The sequence below is a fragment of the Nocardia vinacea genome, from assembly GCF_035920345.1.
GTDB classification, from domain to species: domain Bacteria; phylum Actinomycetota; class Actinomycetes; order Mycobacteriales; family Mycobacteriaceae; genus Nocardia; species Nocardia vinacea_A.
On the sequence record NZ_CP109149.1, the window covers coordinates 8,156,148 to 8,172,163 of the forward strand.

Annotated in this window: 15 protein-coding genes; 12 read left to right on the forward strand and 3 right to left on the reverse strand. The window is 67.5% G+C overall.

Annotated features, from left to right (window positions below):
* Nucleotides 1–68: 68 nt before the first annotated feature.
* Both OIE68_RS36845 and OIE68_RS36850 read left to right on the forward strand, forming a co-directional pair.
* The gene (locus OIE68_RS36845) at nt 69–524 is read left to right on the forward strand and encodes a DUF6640 family protein (RefSeq protein WP_327095530.1); all 456 of its coding nucleotides are present in this window, start codon (nt 69–71) and stop codon (nt 522–524) included.
* A gap of 26 nt (nt 525–550) precedes the next feature.
* Nucleotides 551–1,111, forward strand: coding sequence for a helix-turn-helix domain-containing protein (locus tag OIE68_RS36850; protein ID WP_327095531.1), 561 nt, complete (start codon nt 551–553; stop codon nt 1,109–1,111).
* Here OIE68_RS36850 and OIE68_RS36855 read toward each other — a convergent pair whose 3' ends face one another.
* On the reverse strand, nt 1,112–1,969 hold the full coding sequence (locus tag OIE68_RS36855; protein WP_327095532.1) for a dienelactone hydrolase family protein: 858 nt from the start codon (nt 1,967–1,969) through the stop codon (nt 1,112–1,114).
* A 36-nt stretch (nt 1,970–2,005) separates the two neighbouring features.
* Between OIE68_RS36855 and glmS the strand changes: the two genes are divergently transcribed.
* Nucleotides 2,006–3,886 carry a glutamine--fructose-6-phosphate transaminase (isomerizing) gene (gene glmS, locus OIE68_RS36860; protein WP_327095533.1) on the forward strand — a complete coding sequence of 627 codons (1,881 nt, stop codon included), beginning with the start codon at nt 2,006–2,008 and terminating at the stop codon, nt 3,884–3,886.
* Nucleotides 3,887–4,064: 178 nt separating this feature from the next.
* On the opposite strand, the gene OIE68_RS36865 is transcribed toward glmS, so the two are convergent.
* Nucleotides 4,065–4,487: a cupredoxin family copper-binding protein gene (locus OIE68_RS36865; protein ID WP_327095534.1), complete on the reverse strand. Its 423-nt coding sequence runs from the start codon at nt 4,485–4,487 to the stop codon at nt 4,065–4,067.
* A gap of 120 nt (nt 4,488–4,607) precedes the next feature.
* Between OIE68_RS36865 and OIE68_RS36870 the strand changes: the two genes are divergently transcribed.
* From OIE68_RS36870 to tsaD, 7 genes are all read left to right on the forward strand, one after another.
* The gene (locus OIE68_RS36870; protein WP_327095535.1) at nt 4,608–6,089 is read left to right on the forward strand and encodes an NAD(P)H-hydrate dehydratase; all 1,482 of its coding nucleotides are present in this window, start codon (nt 4,608–4,610) and stop codon (nt 6,087–6,089) included.
* Nucleotides 6,090–6,294: 205 nt separating this feature from the next.
* The gene (gene alr / locus OIE68_RS36875; RefSeq protein WP_327095536.1) at nt 6,295–7,434 is read left to right on the forward strand and encodes an alanine racemase; all 1,140 of its coding nucleotides are present in this window, start codon (nt 6,295–6,297) and stop codon (nt 7,432–7,434) included.
* Nucleotides 7,431–8,504 carry an alpha/beta hydrolase gene (locus OIE68_RS36880; RefSeq protein WP_327095537.1) on the forward strand — a complete coding sequence of 358 codons (1,074 nt, stop codon included), beginning with the start codon at nt 7,431–7,433 and terminating at the stop codon, nt 8,502–8,504. The genes alr and OIE68_RS36880 overlap by 4 nt, the downstream gene beginning before the upstream one ends.
* Nucleotides 8,497–8,952 carry a tRNA (adenosine(37)-N6)-threonylcarbamoyltransferase complex ATPase subunit type 1 TsaE gene (tsaE, locus tag OIE68_RS36885; protein WP_327095538.1) on the forward strand — a complete coding sequence of 152 codons (456 nt, stop codon included), beginning with the start codon at nt 8,497–8,499 and terminating at the stop codon, nt 8,950–8,952. Before OIE68_RS36880 ends, tsaE begins: the two co-directional genes overlap by 8 nt.
* An 89-nt stretch (nt 8,953–9,041) precedes the next feature.
* Nucleotides 9,042–9,755 carry a tRNA (adenosine(37)-N6)-threonylcarbamoyltransferase complex dimerization subunit type 1 TsaB gene (gene tsaB, locus OIE68_RS36890; protein WP_327095539.1) on the forward strand — a complete coding sequence of 238 codons (714 nt, stop codon included), beginning with the start codon at nt 9,042–9,044 and terminating at the stop codon, nt 9,753–9,755.
* Between the two features lie 5 nt (nt 9,756–9,760).
* Nucleotides 9,761–10,300, forward strand: a complete 540-nt coding sequence (gene rimI / locus OIE68_RS36895; protein WP_327095540.1) for a ribosomal protein S18-alanine N-acetyltransferase — start codon at nt 9,761–9,763, stop codon at nt 10,298–10,300.
* Nucleotides 10,297–11,340: a tRNA (adenosine(37)-N6)-threonylcarbamoyltransferase complex transferase subunit TsaD gene (tsaD, locus tag OIE68_RS36900; protein ID WP_327095541.1), complete on the forward strand. Its 1,044-nt coding sequence runs from the start codon at nt 10,297–10,299 to the stop codon at nt 11,338–11,340. Before rimI ends, tsaD begins: the two co-directional genes overlap by 4 nt.
* A 300-nt stretch (nt 11,341–11,640) precedes the next feature.
* Here tsaD and OIE68_RS36905 read toward each other — a convergent pair whose 3' ends face one another.
* Entirely contained in the window at nt 11,641–13,194 is a 1,554-nt protein-coding gene (locus OIE68_RS36905; protein ID WP_327095542.1) for an Hsp70 family protein, read from the reverse strand.
* 704 nt (nt 13,195–13,898) lie between these two features.
* Here OIE68_RS36905 and groES point away from each other — a divergent pair.
* Together groES and groL are read left to right on the forward strand one after the other, a co-directional pair.
* A complete protein-coding gene (gene groES, locus OIE68_RS36910) occupies nt 13,899–14,198 on the forward strand; it encodes a co-chaperone GroES (RefSeq protein WP_040686722.1) in 300 nt (99 codons plus the stop codon).
* 88 nt (nt 14,199–14,286) lie between these two features.
* Nucleotides 14,287–15,897 (forward strand): chaperonin GroEL, encoded by a 1,611-nt coding sequence (gene groL, locus OIE68_RS36915; protein ID WP_327095543.1) that lies wholly within the window; start codon nt 14,287–14,289, stop codon nt 15,895–15,897.
* Nucleotides 15,898–16,016: the final 119 nt, after the last annotated feature.

The following is a 16,016-nucleotide window of genomic DNA, read 5'->3' on the forward strand; positions in this document are numbered from 1 at the left end:
CGCGGTCCTCAGCCTTACCGTCTAATCGGAATCGGATTCCGGTTCATCAATTGAACGATAGGACCTCCATGACCACCCCGACTCACTGGACCCTCCCGCGAATCCTCGTTGGCGCCGTCCTGCTCAACACCCTCATCGGCCCCCTCCTCGCCGACCTCGTCATCCCCGATATCGCCGACCTCCACCTGCACAACCCCGCCTGGCCCCCGCATGCCAAATTCCACGACGCCCAATACATCGGCATGGGCACACTCATCGGCGCGATCGGGCTGGTGGTCCTATGGCAGCGAATGGGGAACCTCCGCGCCCAGTTCTTCCTGGCTGCCGCACTCGGATCGGTCACCTGGCTGGCCATGTTCGGCGCGCTGCTCTTCCCTGGTACCGCGGCCCAGGATCCGGAGCACGCCGCCGACGCCACCAGGGTCATCGGCATGGACCCGCAACTGTTCATCGCCTTGGTAATGCTGATCGCCTTGGCGGTGGCGATCGTCGTCGAGCGCACCTGCGCACCGATCCGGGTCTAACCTACGACCGGCAGACAGGGAGATAGATGACCGACCCGAACACTCGCAAACTCCGCACCGACGCCGCCCGCAATCGCGATCAGGTTCTCGCGACCGCCACGGCGCTGTTTGCCGAACGCGGTGACGAAGTGCAGATGGCCGATGTGGCACGCGCGGCCGGGGTCGGGGTCGGCACCATCTACCGCCATTTCCCGACGCGCCGCGCCCTGATCGAGGCGGCTGCGGAACAGCGTTTCGCCGGGATTCTCGAGCATGTGCGCCGCACCTGCCTGCCGAATCCGGATACGCGGCAGGCGCTGGCCGGTTTCCTCAGCCATGTCGCCGAAGTGCACGAGCAGGGGCGTGCACTGTCCGGGACCATCGAATCGATGCTCGGCGATACCGAACCGCGCGGTACGGTACGCGACGACCTGGCCGAACTCGGCGCGGAACTGCTGGCCAGGGGCCGAGCCGATGGCAATATTCGCGCGGATGCGACCGTCGCCGACCTTTATATGATCGTCGGCGCGGTCGCCACGATCAGCCGCGACGGATTCGGCGACTGGCGGCGGTTCATCGAACTCGCGCTCGACGGCCTCCGGCCATGATCACTTGCGCAACAACTGCGCGAGTTGCATCACCGAGAGCTTCGGCTTCTCCTCTTCGCGCGGTGCTTCCGGATCGACAACCGTGGCGTGCGGGATTACCGCTTCCGGATCGGAAAACGCCGCATATGTCTTATCGCGCAACAGTTTGTGTAGCAGAAACCCGGTGAGCAGCGCCCGCGTCGTCCGCGCGGTCTTGGCCTCGTGCTTGCCTACCCCCAACGCCGCCAGCGCGCGACGCCCTTCGACAATGCCGTTGTGCGACGCCCCGTCGACCGCCCGCAGCACCACCGGCCCGGCCCACGCGGCGGTCAGCGGGATCGCATTCGAGCTGACCGATTCGATATCGGTCGCCCCCGCCAACACCAACGCGGGTGTGTCGATATCCGGTGCGATGGTCTCGGCGGACGGCGCGGTCGGCGCCGGGTAGAGCGCGGCAACCGCGGCGACGCGACGCTGTCCGGCGGCGATCACCGCGGCGCCCGCGCCCATGCCGTGCCCGGCCAGCGCCAGCCGGTCCGGATGCACGCTGATCGCACCGTCGCCGAGCCGGACGCTGGTGCAGATATCGAGCGTGGTGAGCAGATCGGTAGCCAATCCGAGATGTGACGGAATCGGCCCGCGCTCGGTATCCGGGGCCGCGGCCACAAAGCCCCAGGATGCCAGGTGTTCGAGCGTGGCGCGATAGTTGGCGGCGCTGGTCAGCCAGCCGTGGCCGAAGGCGACCGCAGGTAGATTCAGACCGGACTCCGGGGTGAACACCACGCCGGGCTGACCGGCGATGGCGAGGTTGCCGCGCAGTACGCGGTGGGGCCCCCGGCTGGTCAGGGTGCTCAGAAGTGATTTCACAGACGCCGACACGACGTGAACGTTATCCGATAAGTACTCTGGTGAGCCATGTGCGGAATCGTGGGGTACGTCGGGTACCGGGACGCCCTGGGCGTTGTCGTTGACGCTTTGCGCCGCATGGAATATCGAGGATACGACTCGGCGGGCGTCGCGATCCTGGATGGCGTGGGCGTGTTGGCGGTGGAACGCAAGGCGGGCAAACTGGCCAATCTCGAGGCCGAACTCACCGAAATCGGGACCGACCACTTCGCGGGCACCACCGGCATGGGACACACCCGCTGGGCCACCCACGGCGCGCCGACCGACCGCAACGCCCACCCGCACCGCGACACCACCAACAAGGTGGCCGTCGTGCACAACGGCATCATCGAGAACTTCGCCCCGCTACGTCGGGAGCTCGAAGACGCCGGCGTCGAGCTGAGCAGTGATACCGACACCGAGGTCGCCGTGCACCTGGTGGCGCGCGCATACGCCGAAGGCCCGACCGCGGGTGATTTCGCGGCGAGCGCGCTGGCCGTGCTGCGTCGGCTGGAGGGTGCTTTCACGCTGGTCTTCACCCATGCCGACCACCCGGACATCATTGTCGCCGCGCGTCGCTCGACGCCGCTGGTCATCGGTGTCGGCAAGGGCGAGATGTTCATCGCCTCCGACGTCACCGCCTTCATCGAGCACACCCGTGAGGCCGTCGAACTCGGCCAGGACCAGGCCGTCGTGATCACCGCCGACACCTACACGGTCACCGACTTCGCGGGCAATGACGGATCGGCGCGTACTCGCCCGTTCACCATCGACTGGGATCTGGCCGCCGCCGAGAAGGGCGGGCACGACTTCTTCATGCTGAAGGAGATCGAGGAACAGCCCGCCGGTGTCGCCGACACGCTGATCGGCCACTTCACCCACGACGAGGCCGGTGGCCGGATCGTGCTGGACGAGCAGCGCCTCGCCGATCAGGAACTGCGCGACTTCGACAAGGTATTCGTCGTCGCCTGCGGCAGTTCCTATCACGCCGGACTGTTGGCCAAGTACGCGATCGAGCACTGGACCCGGCTGCCCGTCGAGGTCGAGCTGGCCAGCGAATTCCGTTATCGCGACCCGGTTTTGGATCGGTCCACGCTGGTGGTGGCGATCTCGCAGTCGGGTGAGACCGCGGACACCCTCGAGGCGGTGCGGCACGCGAAGGAGCAGAAGGCGCGCGTGCTCGCCATCTGCAATACCAATGGCGCACAGATTCCGCGTGAGTCCGATGCGGTGCTCTACACCAGGACCGGACCGGAGATCGGTGTCGCGTCCACCAAGGCGTTCCTGGCGCAGGTGGCCGCGAACTACCTGGTGGGACTGGCCCTGGCGCAGGCGCGCGGCACCAAGTATCCCGATGAGGTGGCCCGCGAGTTCGCCGAACTCGAGGCGATGCCGCACCTGGTGCAGCAGGTGCTGGAGACCGCGCCGCAGGTGCGCGCGCTCGCCAGGGAACTGGCGCATGTGCCGACCGTGTTGTTCCTCGGCCGTCACGTCGGCTATCCGGTGGCGCTGGAAGGTGCGCTCAAGCTCAAGGAACTCGCGTACATGCACGCCGAGGGATTCGCGGCGGGTGAGCTCAAGCACGGCCCGATCGCGCTGATCGAGGACGGGCTACCGGTGATCGTCGTCATGCCCTCACCCAAGGGGCGCGCGGTACTGCACTCGAAGCTGCTCAGCAATATCCGTGAGATCCAGGCCCGCGGCGCCCGCACCATCGTGATCGCCGAGGAGGGCGACGACACGGTGCGCCCGTTCGCCGACGATCTCATCGAGATCCCGTCGGCGCCAACACTTTTCCAGCCGTTGCTGTCGACTGTTCCGCTGCAGATCTTTGCCGCCGAGGTAGCTCAGGCGCGCGGCTACGACATCGACAAGCCCCGCAACCTGGCGAAGTCCGTCACCGTCGAGTAACACCCAGGCCGGTTCGCTCGGCGACCGCGGCATCCGCTGCCGTTTCTCAGCGGCAACGTACCGGGACCACCGGCGATCCGGCCAGAGAACGGGTGTGTGTGTCGAGAGTTGTGACAGGCAAGCAATGCTGATGTGGTGGCCTGGCCGCTATCGTGGCGAAGAGCGCTGATCGGGCCGGCTATTCGACGGTGACGGTGCCGCGCATCTGGGGGTGCAGGGAGCACAGGTAGCGGTAGGTGCCGGGGGCGAAGAAGGTGTAGCTCCATTGGCCCTTGTCGAAGATCGGGCTGTTGATGCCCATGGCCTTATCGCCGATGCCCTGAACGGTGTGCGGAACGGAGTCCTTGAATTTCCAGGTCACGGTCTCGCCGACCTTGACGGTGACGTCGGCGGGCGAGAACTTCATATCCGTGACGTCGACGGTGACAGCGGCGGGTTTCGAATCGCCGGACTTGGTGGGGGTCGCCTGGCCGGCCTTCCCAGTGGTCGATGCGGCGGTCGAGTTCGTATCGCTGGAGCCGCAGCCTGCCAGCGATAGTGTCGTGGCCAGGACGACCCCGGCTGCGATCCGGGTGGACATCGCGCGGCGCACCATCGGCATGACGGCCAAGCGTAGTCTGCTGACGGTGCGGGCCCGCGCGGCGCCATGGCGTTGTCGCTTCGGCGTATCCCGTACGAGCGGAACCGCAGTGCCCGATCGACGCAGTGGAGGCGAGCGTTCATGTCCAGCCAGCGAGGCTATTTCACCGCCGATGAAGTGCGCGCGGCCGAGGCCGAGCTGTTCACCCGCGTCCCCGAGGGCATGCCCATGCATCGGGCCGCCTATGGATTGGCGACGGTGGTCGCGAACGAGTTGCGTGCGCGCACCGGCGGCATCGCGGGCAGGTCGGTGCTGCTGCTCGTGGGCTCCGGCGATAACGGCGGCGACGTGCTCTGGGCCGGATCAATGCTGCGTCGCCGCGGCGTCGCCGTAACCGCTCTGCTGCTGAATCCGGAACGCGCCCACGCGAAAGGCCTTGCCGCACTGCGAAAGGCAAGCGGTCGGATCCGATCTGCGTCGGACGTGTCGGTTGTCGATGGCGCAACCTCGACCGGCTTGGGCACACCCGATCTGGTTATCGATGGCATCGTCGGCATCTCCGGCCGCGGCCCACTGCGCCCGATGGCTGCGGAAATCGTTGCCGCTCTGAATGTTCCGATTATCGCCGCCGACTTGCCGAGCGGAGTCGATCCGGACACCGGCGCGGTGACCGGCCTCGCTGTCCAAGCCGAGGTTACGGTCGCATTCGGCGCTTACAAGCCGGTACATGCCTTGGCCGCGCCTTACTGCGGCCGAATCGAATTGGTGCCCATCGGTTTACGGCTACCCGAACCGAACCTCACAGCGCTGGAACCTGCGGAGATCGGTGCGCGATGGCCGATTCCGGGACCCGCCGACGACAAATACACCCAGGGTGTCACCGGCATCTGCGCGGGTAGCGCGACCTATCCCGGCGCCGCCGTGCTGTGCACCGGCGCCGCCGTCGCGGCCACCTCCGGTATGGTCCGCTACGCCGGAACCGGCGGGGCCGAGGTCCTCGATCATTTCCCCGAAGTCATTGCCGCCCCGACCATCTCGTCCACCGGCCGAGTGCAGTCCTGGGTATTCGGCCCCGGCGCGGGCACCGACACCGACGCCCACAAACGACTCGCCGAAATCCTCGCCACCGACCTTCCCGTCGTAATCGACGCCGACGGCCTCACCTTGCTCGCCGCCGATCCCGGCCTGGTCCGCGGCCGCACCGCCCCGACCGTATTGACCCCGCACGCAGGCGAATTCGCCCGCCTGACCGGGCGCGAGGTCGGCCAGGACCGGGTAGCCGCCGTCCGCGACCTCGCCGAATCCTGGCAACTCACCGTCCTGCTCAAAGGCCGAGCCACCCTCGTCGCCACGCCGGGTCGCCCGGTACTTGTCAACGAAGCAGGGGGTTCCTGGGCCGCTACCGCCGGTGCGGGTGACGTCCTCTCCGGCATCATCGGCGCCCTCCTCGCCGGGGGCTACGATCCCGCCTGGTCCGCCGCCGCTGCCGCCCGCGTCCACGCCCTCGCCGCCAACCTCGCCGCCCACGAAAACCACCCATCCGCCGCCCCTACTTCCGCATCCCCTCTTCTCGACCACCTGCGTCCGGCAATCCGCATCTTGCGCACGCTTGCCGCGAAGTGACGTGCGCTGCCCCGGCCCGCACTTTTATTGCCGCATCGACGACCCTGTGAGACGCGCTGGTCTCGGCACCGGCGGCGGCCGTCCGGGGCATCAGAGTCCTACCTGCGCTCACCTCCAAGCGCCCCTGCTCGCCCCGCCATCCCGCATCCCACGAGCCCTCGCCGCTGGGCGATGAACCGACGCCCTCGCGCCAGCCAGACACCGAATGGCAGGATCAATAAGCGTGGAGGCGCAAGTGGAGACGGTTATCGATCTGGATGCCATTGCCCACAACGTGCGGATCCTGCGTGAATATGCGGGGGATGCGGCGGTGATGGCGGTGGTCAAGGCCGACGGCTACAACCACGGCGCCGTCGAGGTCGGGCGGGCCGCGCTGGCGGCCGGTGCGGCGGAACTCGGGGTCACCACGGTCGCCGAGGCGGTGCAGTTGCGCACCGCCGGAATTACCGCCCCGATCCTGTGTTGGCTCAATAATTCCGATGCCGACTTCGGCGCTGCGGTCGAGCACGAAATCGAGATCGGCGTCTCCTCACTGGAGCACCTGCGGTCGATCGATGCCGCGGCGCGCGCCATCGGCCGGACTGCGATCGTCTCGCTCAAGGTCGACTCCGGCCTCAACCGCAACGGCATTGCGCCGCTCGAGTACCCGGCGGTGCTCGCGGCCCTGCGCAGGATGGTGGACGAACAGGTGGTGCGGTTCCGCGCGATCTTCTCCCACCTCGCACACGCCGACGAGCCCGAACACCCCTTCCTCGACGTCCAGCGTGACCGCTTCGTCGAGGCCGTAGCCGCCGCCAAGGAACACGGCCTCGAACCGGAACTGGTCCACCTCGCGAACTCGGCCGCCACGCTCACCCGCCCGGATCTGGCCTTCGATATGGTCCGCCCCGGTATCGCGATGTACGGCCTGACTCCGATACCCGAACTCGGCGAGTTCGGTCTGCGGCCCGCGATGACGTTTCAAGCCCGAGTCGCCTTGGTCAAAGAGGTCGCCGCTGGTGAGGGCGTCTCCTACGGCCACCAGTGGATCGCTCCGCACGACACCACCGTCGCCCTCATCCCCGCCGGATACGCCGACGGTGTGTTCCGTCCGTTGAGCAACCGCTTCGCGGTGTGGCTCGGTGGCGCATTGCGCCCCAATGTCGGTCGCATCTGCATGGACCAATTCGTCGTCGATCTGGGCGACAATGCCGCGGGCGTCGTCGAGGGCGATACCGCGATCCTGTTCGGCGCGGACCAACCGCGCGCCCAGGACTGGGCCGATCTGCTCGGCACCATCCACTATGAGATCGTGTGCTCCCCACACGGCCGAGTGGTGCGGCGCCACGTAGGGGGAATTCGATGAGAACAGTCGTCCGCGGCGGACTGGCAACCGCCGGTGTGGTCGGCGCGCTGGCCGGTGCCCACGCCCTGCGTCGCATCGGCGCCCGGGTGCTCTGGCCCGCTCGCGTCGATGAATGCCGCGACGAGAACTTCGACCTGCTCGACGAGGACCGCTCCGGCGCGGTGCTCACCGAAGACGGTGTGCGCCTTGCCACCCGGGAATGCGGCTCGCCCGACGCTCCGGTCACCGTGATCTTCGTGCACGGCTTCTGCAACACCATGGAGTCGTACCACTTCCAGCGCCGTGATCTGGAAAAGCGTTGGGGCACAAGCGCTCGCCTGGTCTTCTTCGATCTGCGCGGCCACGGCCGCTCCGGCACCCCGAGCACCGACAGCTGCACCGTCGCGCAACTCGGGCGCGATCTGGCGGCCGTCATCGAGGCGACCGCCCCGACCGGTCCGGTGGTGCTGGTCGGTCATTCGCTCGGCGGCATGGCGGTGCTCGCCGCGGCGGCACAGTTCCCGGAGTTGTTCGCGGCGAGGGTGGTCGGGGTCGGTCTGCTCTCGACGGCCGCCGCCGAGGTCACCTCGGCGGGTATCGCGCAGTTGCTGCGCAATCCGGCGGTCGACGGCTTCCGCTTGGCCGTGCACACCGCGCCCGCGTTGGTGCAGGCCGGGCGCAGCACCGTCCGGCATGTGATTGCGCCGATACTGCACGTCAGCTCGTTTCACGGACACGTCAGCCCCACACTGTCGCGCTTCACCACGCTCATGATCGACCGCACACCCGTCGAAACGATCGTGAAATTCCTGAAGGCCATCGAACTGCACGACGAATCGGACGCGCTGCCGACCCTCGCGGGCGTGCCGGTGCTGGTGCTCGGCGGCGCGCACGATGTCGTCATTCCGTTCCGCAATTCGCGGGCACTGGCACGCGAATTGCCCGAGAGCGAACTCGTCCGACTCGATGACGCCGCGCATATGGCGCATATGCAGTTCCCGGATCTCGTCAACGCCGCACTCGACCGGCTGCTCGTACGTGCGGGCGTCATCGAGGACACCCAATCAACCGCGGAGGTCGCCGGTGGCTGAACGGCAGCAGCAACGGATTCTGCCCACGGTCGCCGACACCGAGGCCTTCGGTCGCGAACTCGCCGCAGATCTGGGCGCGGGTGATCTGGTGGTACTCGACGGACCGCTCGGCGCGGGCAAAACCGCACTGACGCGCGGCATCGCCGAGGGCCTCGGCGTGCAGGGCCGGGTCAGCTCACCGACCTTCATCATCGCCCGCCAGCACCGGGCCGGACAGCGCGAGGGCGCCGCGCCGGTGCCGCTGGTGCATGTGGACGCCTACCGCCTCGGCGGCGATCTGGACGAACTGGACGCCCTGGATCTCGACACCGATCTGCATCAGGCGGTCGTGGTGGTGGAGTGGGGCAAGGGTGTCGTGGAACACCTCGCCGAGCGGCACCTGTACGTGTTGCTCTCGCGCGAACCGAATTCCGAAGTCCGCACCGCGATCTGGGAATGGGTCGGATAGGTCGCGGAGAGGGCCCTTGACCCGGGTGCCGTAACTACCGACTAGCTCCGCACCGCGCCCAGGTACCACCCGGTATCGTTGGGCCAATCATGCTTGTACTTGCCGTCGACACCGCGACACCCGCCGTAACGGCGGGATTGGTGGAACTGGAGCAGGCCGCACCCGGCACCGTCGCCTCGGCGCGGGTGCACACCGTCGCCGCTCGCGTCCGGGTCGACGCCCGCGCTCACGCCGAGGTGCTCACTCCGCAAATCCTCGAATGCCTCTCGGAGGCAGATCGTTCCAGGGCCGATATCGAGGCTGTCGTGGTCGGCATCGGTCCGGGTCCGTTCACCGGACTGCGCGTCGGCATGGCGACCGCCGCCGCCTTCGGTGACGCGCTCGGCGTCCCGGTCTACGGCGTGTGCAGCCTCGACGCGATCGCCGCCGACGCGGTGCTCGAACCCTCGCTGCTGCCGGGCATCACGCCCGAGAGGGAACTGCTCGTGGTCACCGACGCGCGCCGCCGCGAGGTGTACTGGGCCCGCTACCGTGACGGATATCGCATCGAGGGCCCGGAGGTGAGCAAGCCCGGTGACCTGGATCCCGTGCAGGCCACCATGATCGCCGGTTCCGCCTCGCACGTCGATCTGTTCGACCTGCCCGTGCTCCCGGCCGAAACCCCGTCACCCGCCGGTCTGGTGCGGGTTGCGGCTGCCGAACTGCTGGCGCGCGCCGTCCCGGAACCGTTGATCCCGCTGTACCTGCGCAGACCGGATGCGGTGGAACGGAGCTACCGTACGCTCGACCGGACGGGAGCGTGACGGCCATGGAGCCGAGCAGAACCGTGACTCGCGTCGAGCCCATGGACGTCGCCGATATCGAGCGCTGTGTCGAACTCGAGCAGTTGTTGTTCCCGGAGGACGATCCATGGCAGGCGGTGTCCTTCCACTCGGAGTTGGCCGGGCCGCACAACCGCTATATCGTCGCGCGTGACGAGGCCGGGCGAATGGTCGGCTATGCGGGTATCGCGCTGCTCGGTGATGCCGAACATCCCGAGGCCGAGGTGCACACCATCGGCGTCGATCCCGGCTGCCATCGCGGCGGTGTCGGCACGATGCTGCTGGAGGCGCTGCTCGCCGAGGCGGGCAAGCGCGGCGGGCCGGTCTTTCTCGAGGTGCGCACCGATAATGCCCCCGCCATCGCGCTCTACGCCAAGCACGGCTTCCACATCATCGGCCTGCGCAAGAGCTACTACCACCCCAGCGGCGCCGACGCGTACACCATGCGCAGACCGGAACTAGCAGCGAACCCGGCCTGGGGCCCGCAGCCGGCCGAATCGGCACAACCGAACGAGGTGCTTTCGTGATCGTCATGGGCATCGAAAGTTCCTGCGACGAAACGGGAGTCGGCATTGTGCGCCGACACCCCGACGGCACTTGTGAACTGCTCGCCGACGAGGTCGCCTCCAGCGTCGAACAGCACGCCCGCTTCGGCGGTGTGGTCCCGGAGATCGCCTCGCGCGCACACCTCGAGGCCATCGTGCCCGCGATGCGCCGAGCACTGGCCGCAGCGGGCATCAGCAAGCCCGACGCACTCGCGGTGACTATCGGACCCGGACTAGCCGGTGCGCTGCTGGTCGGCGTCGCGGCCGCGAAAGCCTATGCGGCAGCGTGGGATGTGCCGTTCTACGCACTGAACCATCTCGGCGGACACGTCGCGGTGGACACCCTCGAGCACGGCCCGATGCCGCCGTGCGTCGCGCTGCTGGTCTCCGGCGGACACACGCATCTGCTGCACGTAACCGATCTGGGCGAACCGATCGTCGAACTGGGCAGCACCGTCGACGACGCGGCGGGCGAAGCTTTCGACAAGGTCGCCCGGCTACTCGGCCTCGGCTTCCCGGGCGGACCCGCGCTGGATGCCGCTGCGGCACACGGCGATCCGAAGGCCATCGCCTTCCCCCGCGGTATGACCGGCCCGCGCGACCCCCGCTACGACTTCTCCTTCTCCGGCCTCAAAACCGCCGTCGCCCGCTACGTCGAGGCGGCCCAGCGCAACGGCTTCACCGCCGACGAACTGCCGATCCCGGACATCGCGGCATCGTTCCAGGAGTCGGTCGCCGATGTACTCACCATGAAGGCGGTACGTGCCGCCCAGGACGTCGGCGTAGACACCCTGGTCCTCGGCGGCGGCGCCACCGCGAACTCCCGAATCCGCTCGATGGCCGAAGACCGCTGCGCCGCAGCAGGATTGCGCCTGCGCGTCCCCAAACCCCGCCTGTGTACCGACAACGGCGTAATGATCGCCGCCCTCGGCGCCCACGTAATCGCAGGCGGCGCAACCCCATCCCCCCTGACCGTCGCCACCGACCCCGGCCTCCCAGTCTCCGTCAGCCAAGTCAGCTAACCCCCGACACCAGGGGCGCAATCAAGATCAGGTGGCACTGAGGGCGGTCGTCTCTCGCGTTTTGCCGCCATGGTTTCCACGTGATCATCTGTCCAGTCGTGCGCCCTTGGCTGGTGCTCCTCGGCCGGGACGGTCGAGGAGCGCCTCGCGCGGTCCCGCGGAGCAACCCCACTCAGTCGTGAGGTTTGACCTGGTGCCTGCTCGGGGTCCCTCCCCCTCGGTCCTACGGGGCGCAATGTCAGTCGTCAGGCCTGACCTGGTGCCTGTCCGGTCCCTCGCCCTCGGGCTGGGAGCGCAATCTCAGTCGTCGGGGCCGATCTCGTGTGCCGACAGGCCCGCACTCGATCCTGAATTCGCCCTGGGCGGGAACGGAACCCGGGATTGCGCAGGTGCCTGTGGGGGCTCCAGTTGCGGCGGCGACGACGCCGGACCACGTTCTTGCCCCGACGATCCCGCACCCGGCGAATTCGGATTTCCGAACAGCGGTCCGAGTAACTCGGGGAATGGAATGGGTGGCAGGTTCGGATCCGGGCGCAGCGTCGGTGCGGTCGGTGCGGACGGGGCGGTCCCGACGGGGGACGAGGTGGTTGTGGTGGGCGGTTGGCTGCGGTCCGGAGTGAGCGAGGGGATATTGGCGCCGGAGGGCCGGTTGGTGCTCTCCCGGTTCGGGCCGGTGGTCGAAGTGCCGGCACCGGTCGGCGGCACCACCGTCACCGGCGCCGTGGGAAGTTGGGCACTGCTGGTGGTGCCCGCGGGGGAGATCTCGTCGTCCCCGGTCGGTGCGAAGGTCTTCACCCCGTAGCCGATGACCAGCCCGACCACCACGATCGCACCCGCCAGCGTGCCGACGACCTTGGTGAAGGTGCCGACCGGCGCATCGGCGGCGCCGACCACCGGGAATACCGACGGCTGCATCGAATCCGCCACCAGTGCGGCGCCTTTCGCGATCACCGCCTCCGGATCGTCGATGGTGTGCACCGGAATGTCCAGCGCGCGTTCGAGGGTGGACAGGACGGCCGGAACATTGGCCCCGCCGCCGATCACGATGACGGCCTGCGGGAATGTGGGCGCACGCGCGAAAACCGCGGCGACGAAAACGGCGGTCTCGCGCAGCAGATCCGAGATCAGTTCCTCGAAGTCGGCCCTGGTCAGCTTGAGCGGCTGCCCGGCGACATGATCAATGGTCACGGCGGGCGCGATCGATAGGTGTTCCTTGGCGGCGCGGCCGCGGTTGGTCAGCATGCCCCGGTTGGGGCGGGTGCCGCGCCGGGCGTAGTGCAGATCGACGAGGTGGTGATAGATCAGCTCATCGATGGCGTTGCCGCTGATCGCCGCGGTGCGTTCGGTGCGCAGGATGGTGGAGTCGGCTTGGTCGGCCACGGTGACGCTGAGACCGGTCGCGCCGAGGTCGACGATGGCGACCGTATCGTAGCGGTCCACGAGTCCGGTGTGCCGCAAATACGTAAGTGCCGCAGTACCTTCCGGGACCAACCGCAGATCACGCTGTTTGCCGGTGGCCGACCGGATCACCTGCGCCTGCTCTTTGCTGCGGTAGGCGACCGCGACGCTGGTGGGTGGGCGACCGGCGGCGGAATCGACACCGATCGATTTCGCACCGGCGAAGCGCGCGCCGACCGGATGCGTCGGAAAGGCCACGTCATAGGAGAGCTGCGTGGTCGGAAGCTGGGTGGTCATCAGCTCGATCGAGGACGCGACGAGATCGCCGAGATCGGAGTGGGCCGCGTCCGCGGAAACCACTCGATAGTCGAAACTCTGCGCGCCGTTGGACGCGGTAGCGACCAGCGCCGAGCACACGACCTCGTTACCGGCCGATATGCCGAGGGATGTTCGCATGTCACCTCCCTTCGAGCGGATGGTCATGGTGTCGCCGACCATCTCGAATGGACAGCCGGACAGCTCGCGTGGATGGCGAGCGATCCGGACGCGGGACCGGGCCGACCCGTTGTCCGGATAGGTCGCTGGGACGGCCGTGGATCACGTGTGGTCTTGCCCTCTGGTGAAGCTTCTTGTTTGAAAACGCTGGTGTTGTGAGGCTCTTGCTGACGATGATCTTGCTCTTGCGAGCGGGTATTGCTCTGTGGCACTGGGTGTTTCGTGACGCTTGGTGCTCCCCCCACGGCGCCGGTTCGTGACGAACACGGCGAGCGGAGCACGGCCGTCGTCAATACTGTCACAATCCGTTATCCGAACGTTACAGATTTGCCGAAGTCTTGGGAAGCCCTCAGACATCTGGGCGTGGCGTGGCGCACGCGTGTCGGAAAACGACACGCGTAGACGGGAACCAACGGTTTTGGCACAGTCCAACCTTGAGCGCTGGCACTCTCATGTATAGAGTGCTAGTCGGCACTGTGTGATGTGCGTGCCAGTTCGACTACTGAGCAGGGGTCCCGGCACCCGCGACGACGGGGCTGATGCGCAGGGTCGAGTTCGAGGGACCGTTGGCGACTGCTTGCGGCCCGCTCGATACAAACCGATACCGATGGTCCGGGACAACAGTTCCGGACGACCGTAAATCCCCTGAAAGTGGAGGGCTCAACGTGGCGAGCGTGAACATCAAGCCGCTCGAGGACAAGATCCTCGTCCAGGCCAACGAGGCCGAGACGACGACGGCCTCCGGCCTGGTCATCCCCGACACGGCGAAGGAGAAGCCGCAGGAGGGCACCGTCATCGCCGTCGGCGAAGGACGCGTCACCGACAAGGGTGACCGCATCCCGGTCGACGTCAAGGAAGGCGACGTCGTCATCTACAGCAAGTACGGCGGCACCGAGATCAAGTACCAGGGCGAGGAATACCTCATCCTGTCGGCGCGCGACATCTTGGCCGTCGTCACCAAGTAGCCGATAGGCACATGCGTTCCGCCCCGGTGTCTTTCCCGACCCGGGGCGGAGTGCGTTCGGCCCAGAACACACAGGAGCTGACAAACACATGGCAAAGCAGATCGAGTTCGACGAGAAGGCTCGTCGGGCTCTCGAGCGCGGCGTCGACAAGCTCGCCGACGCGGTTAAGGTCACCCTCGGGCCGCGTGGTCGCCACGTCGTGCTCGCGAAGGCCTTCGGCGGCCCGACCGTGACCAACGACGGTGTCACCATCGCGCGCGAAATCGACCTCGAGGATCCGTTCGAGAACCTCGGCGCGCAGCTGGTCAAGAGCGTCGCGACCAAGACCAACGATGTCGCCGGTGACGGCACCACCACCGCCACCGTGCTGGCCCAGGCGCTGGTGCGCGCGGGTCTGAAGAACGTTGCGGCGGGCGCGAATCCGATCGTGGTGGGTTCGGGCATCGCCAAGGCCGCCGACGCGGTCTCCGAGGCGCTGCTCGCGCTGGCCACCCCGGTCTCCGGTGAGAAGGCCATCGCGCAGGTCGCCACCGTCTCCTCGCGCGACGAAGAGATCGGCGAAATGGTCGGCAAGGCGCTGACCACCGTCGGCAAGGACGGCGTGGTCACCGTCGAGGAGTCCTCGACGCTGCAGACCGAACTCGTCGTCACCGAGGGCGTCCAGTTCGACAAGGGCTACCTCTCGCCCTACTTCGTCACCGATGCCGACAGCCAGCAGGCCGTCCTCGAGGATGCCTACATCCTGCTGAACCGGGAGAAGATCAGCTCGCTGCCCGATCTGCTCCCGCTGCTGGAGAAGATCGCCGAATCCGGCAAGCCGGTGCTGATCATCGCCGAGGACGTCGAGGGCGAGGCGCTGTCCACCCTGGTGGTCAACTCGATCCGCAAGACCCTCAAGGCCGTTGCGGTGAAGGCCCCGTTCTTCGGTGACCGGCGCAAGGCCTTCCTCGACGACCTCGCCGTTGTCACCGCGGGCACCGTGATCAACCCGGATCTGGGCATCTCGCTGCGCGAGGCGGGCATCGAGGTGCTCGGCAAGGCGCGTCGCATCGTCGTCACCAAGGACGACACCACGATCATCGACGGTGCCGGCACCGCCGAGGACATCGCGGGCCGTGGCGCGCAGCTGCGGCGCGAGATCGAGGCCACCGATTCCGATTGGGATCGGGAGAAGCTCGAGGAGCGCCTGGCCAAGCTGGCCGGCGGTGTCGCGGTGATCAAGGTCGGCGCGGCCACCGAGACCGCGCTCAAGGAGCGCAAGTACCGGGTCGAGGACGCGGTGAGCGCGGCCAAGGCTGCCGTCGACGAGGGCATTGTGCCCGGTGGTGGTACCGCCCTGGTGCACGCCGCGGCCAAGCTCGTCGAACTGCGTGACTCGCTCTCCGGCGACGAGGCCATCGGTGTCGAGGTGGTGCGCATCGCTCTGTCGGCGCCGCTGTTCTGGATCGCCACCAATGCGGGCGTGGACGGTTCCGTGGTGGTCAGCAAGGTCGCCGACGGCAAGGAAGGCTTCAATGCCGCCACCCTCACCTACGGTGATCTGCTCACCGACGGTGTCGTGGACCCGGTCAAGGTGACCCGCTCCGCGGTCGTGAACGCGGCGTCGGTGGCCCGGATGATCCTCACCACCGAGAGCGCCGTGGTCGACAAGCCTGCCGAAGCGGAGCACGACCACAGCCACCACGGTCACGCGCACTGAGCGTAGGCCGCACGGCAGAAGGCCCCCGGGACCGCACGTCCCGGGGGCCTTCGTCTTGTGAACAATATGAACGCAATGGCGCGCAACAAGTCGAAAAATATCAATCGCGAGAACTGATT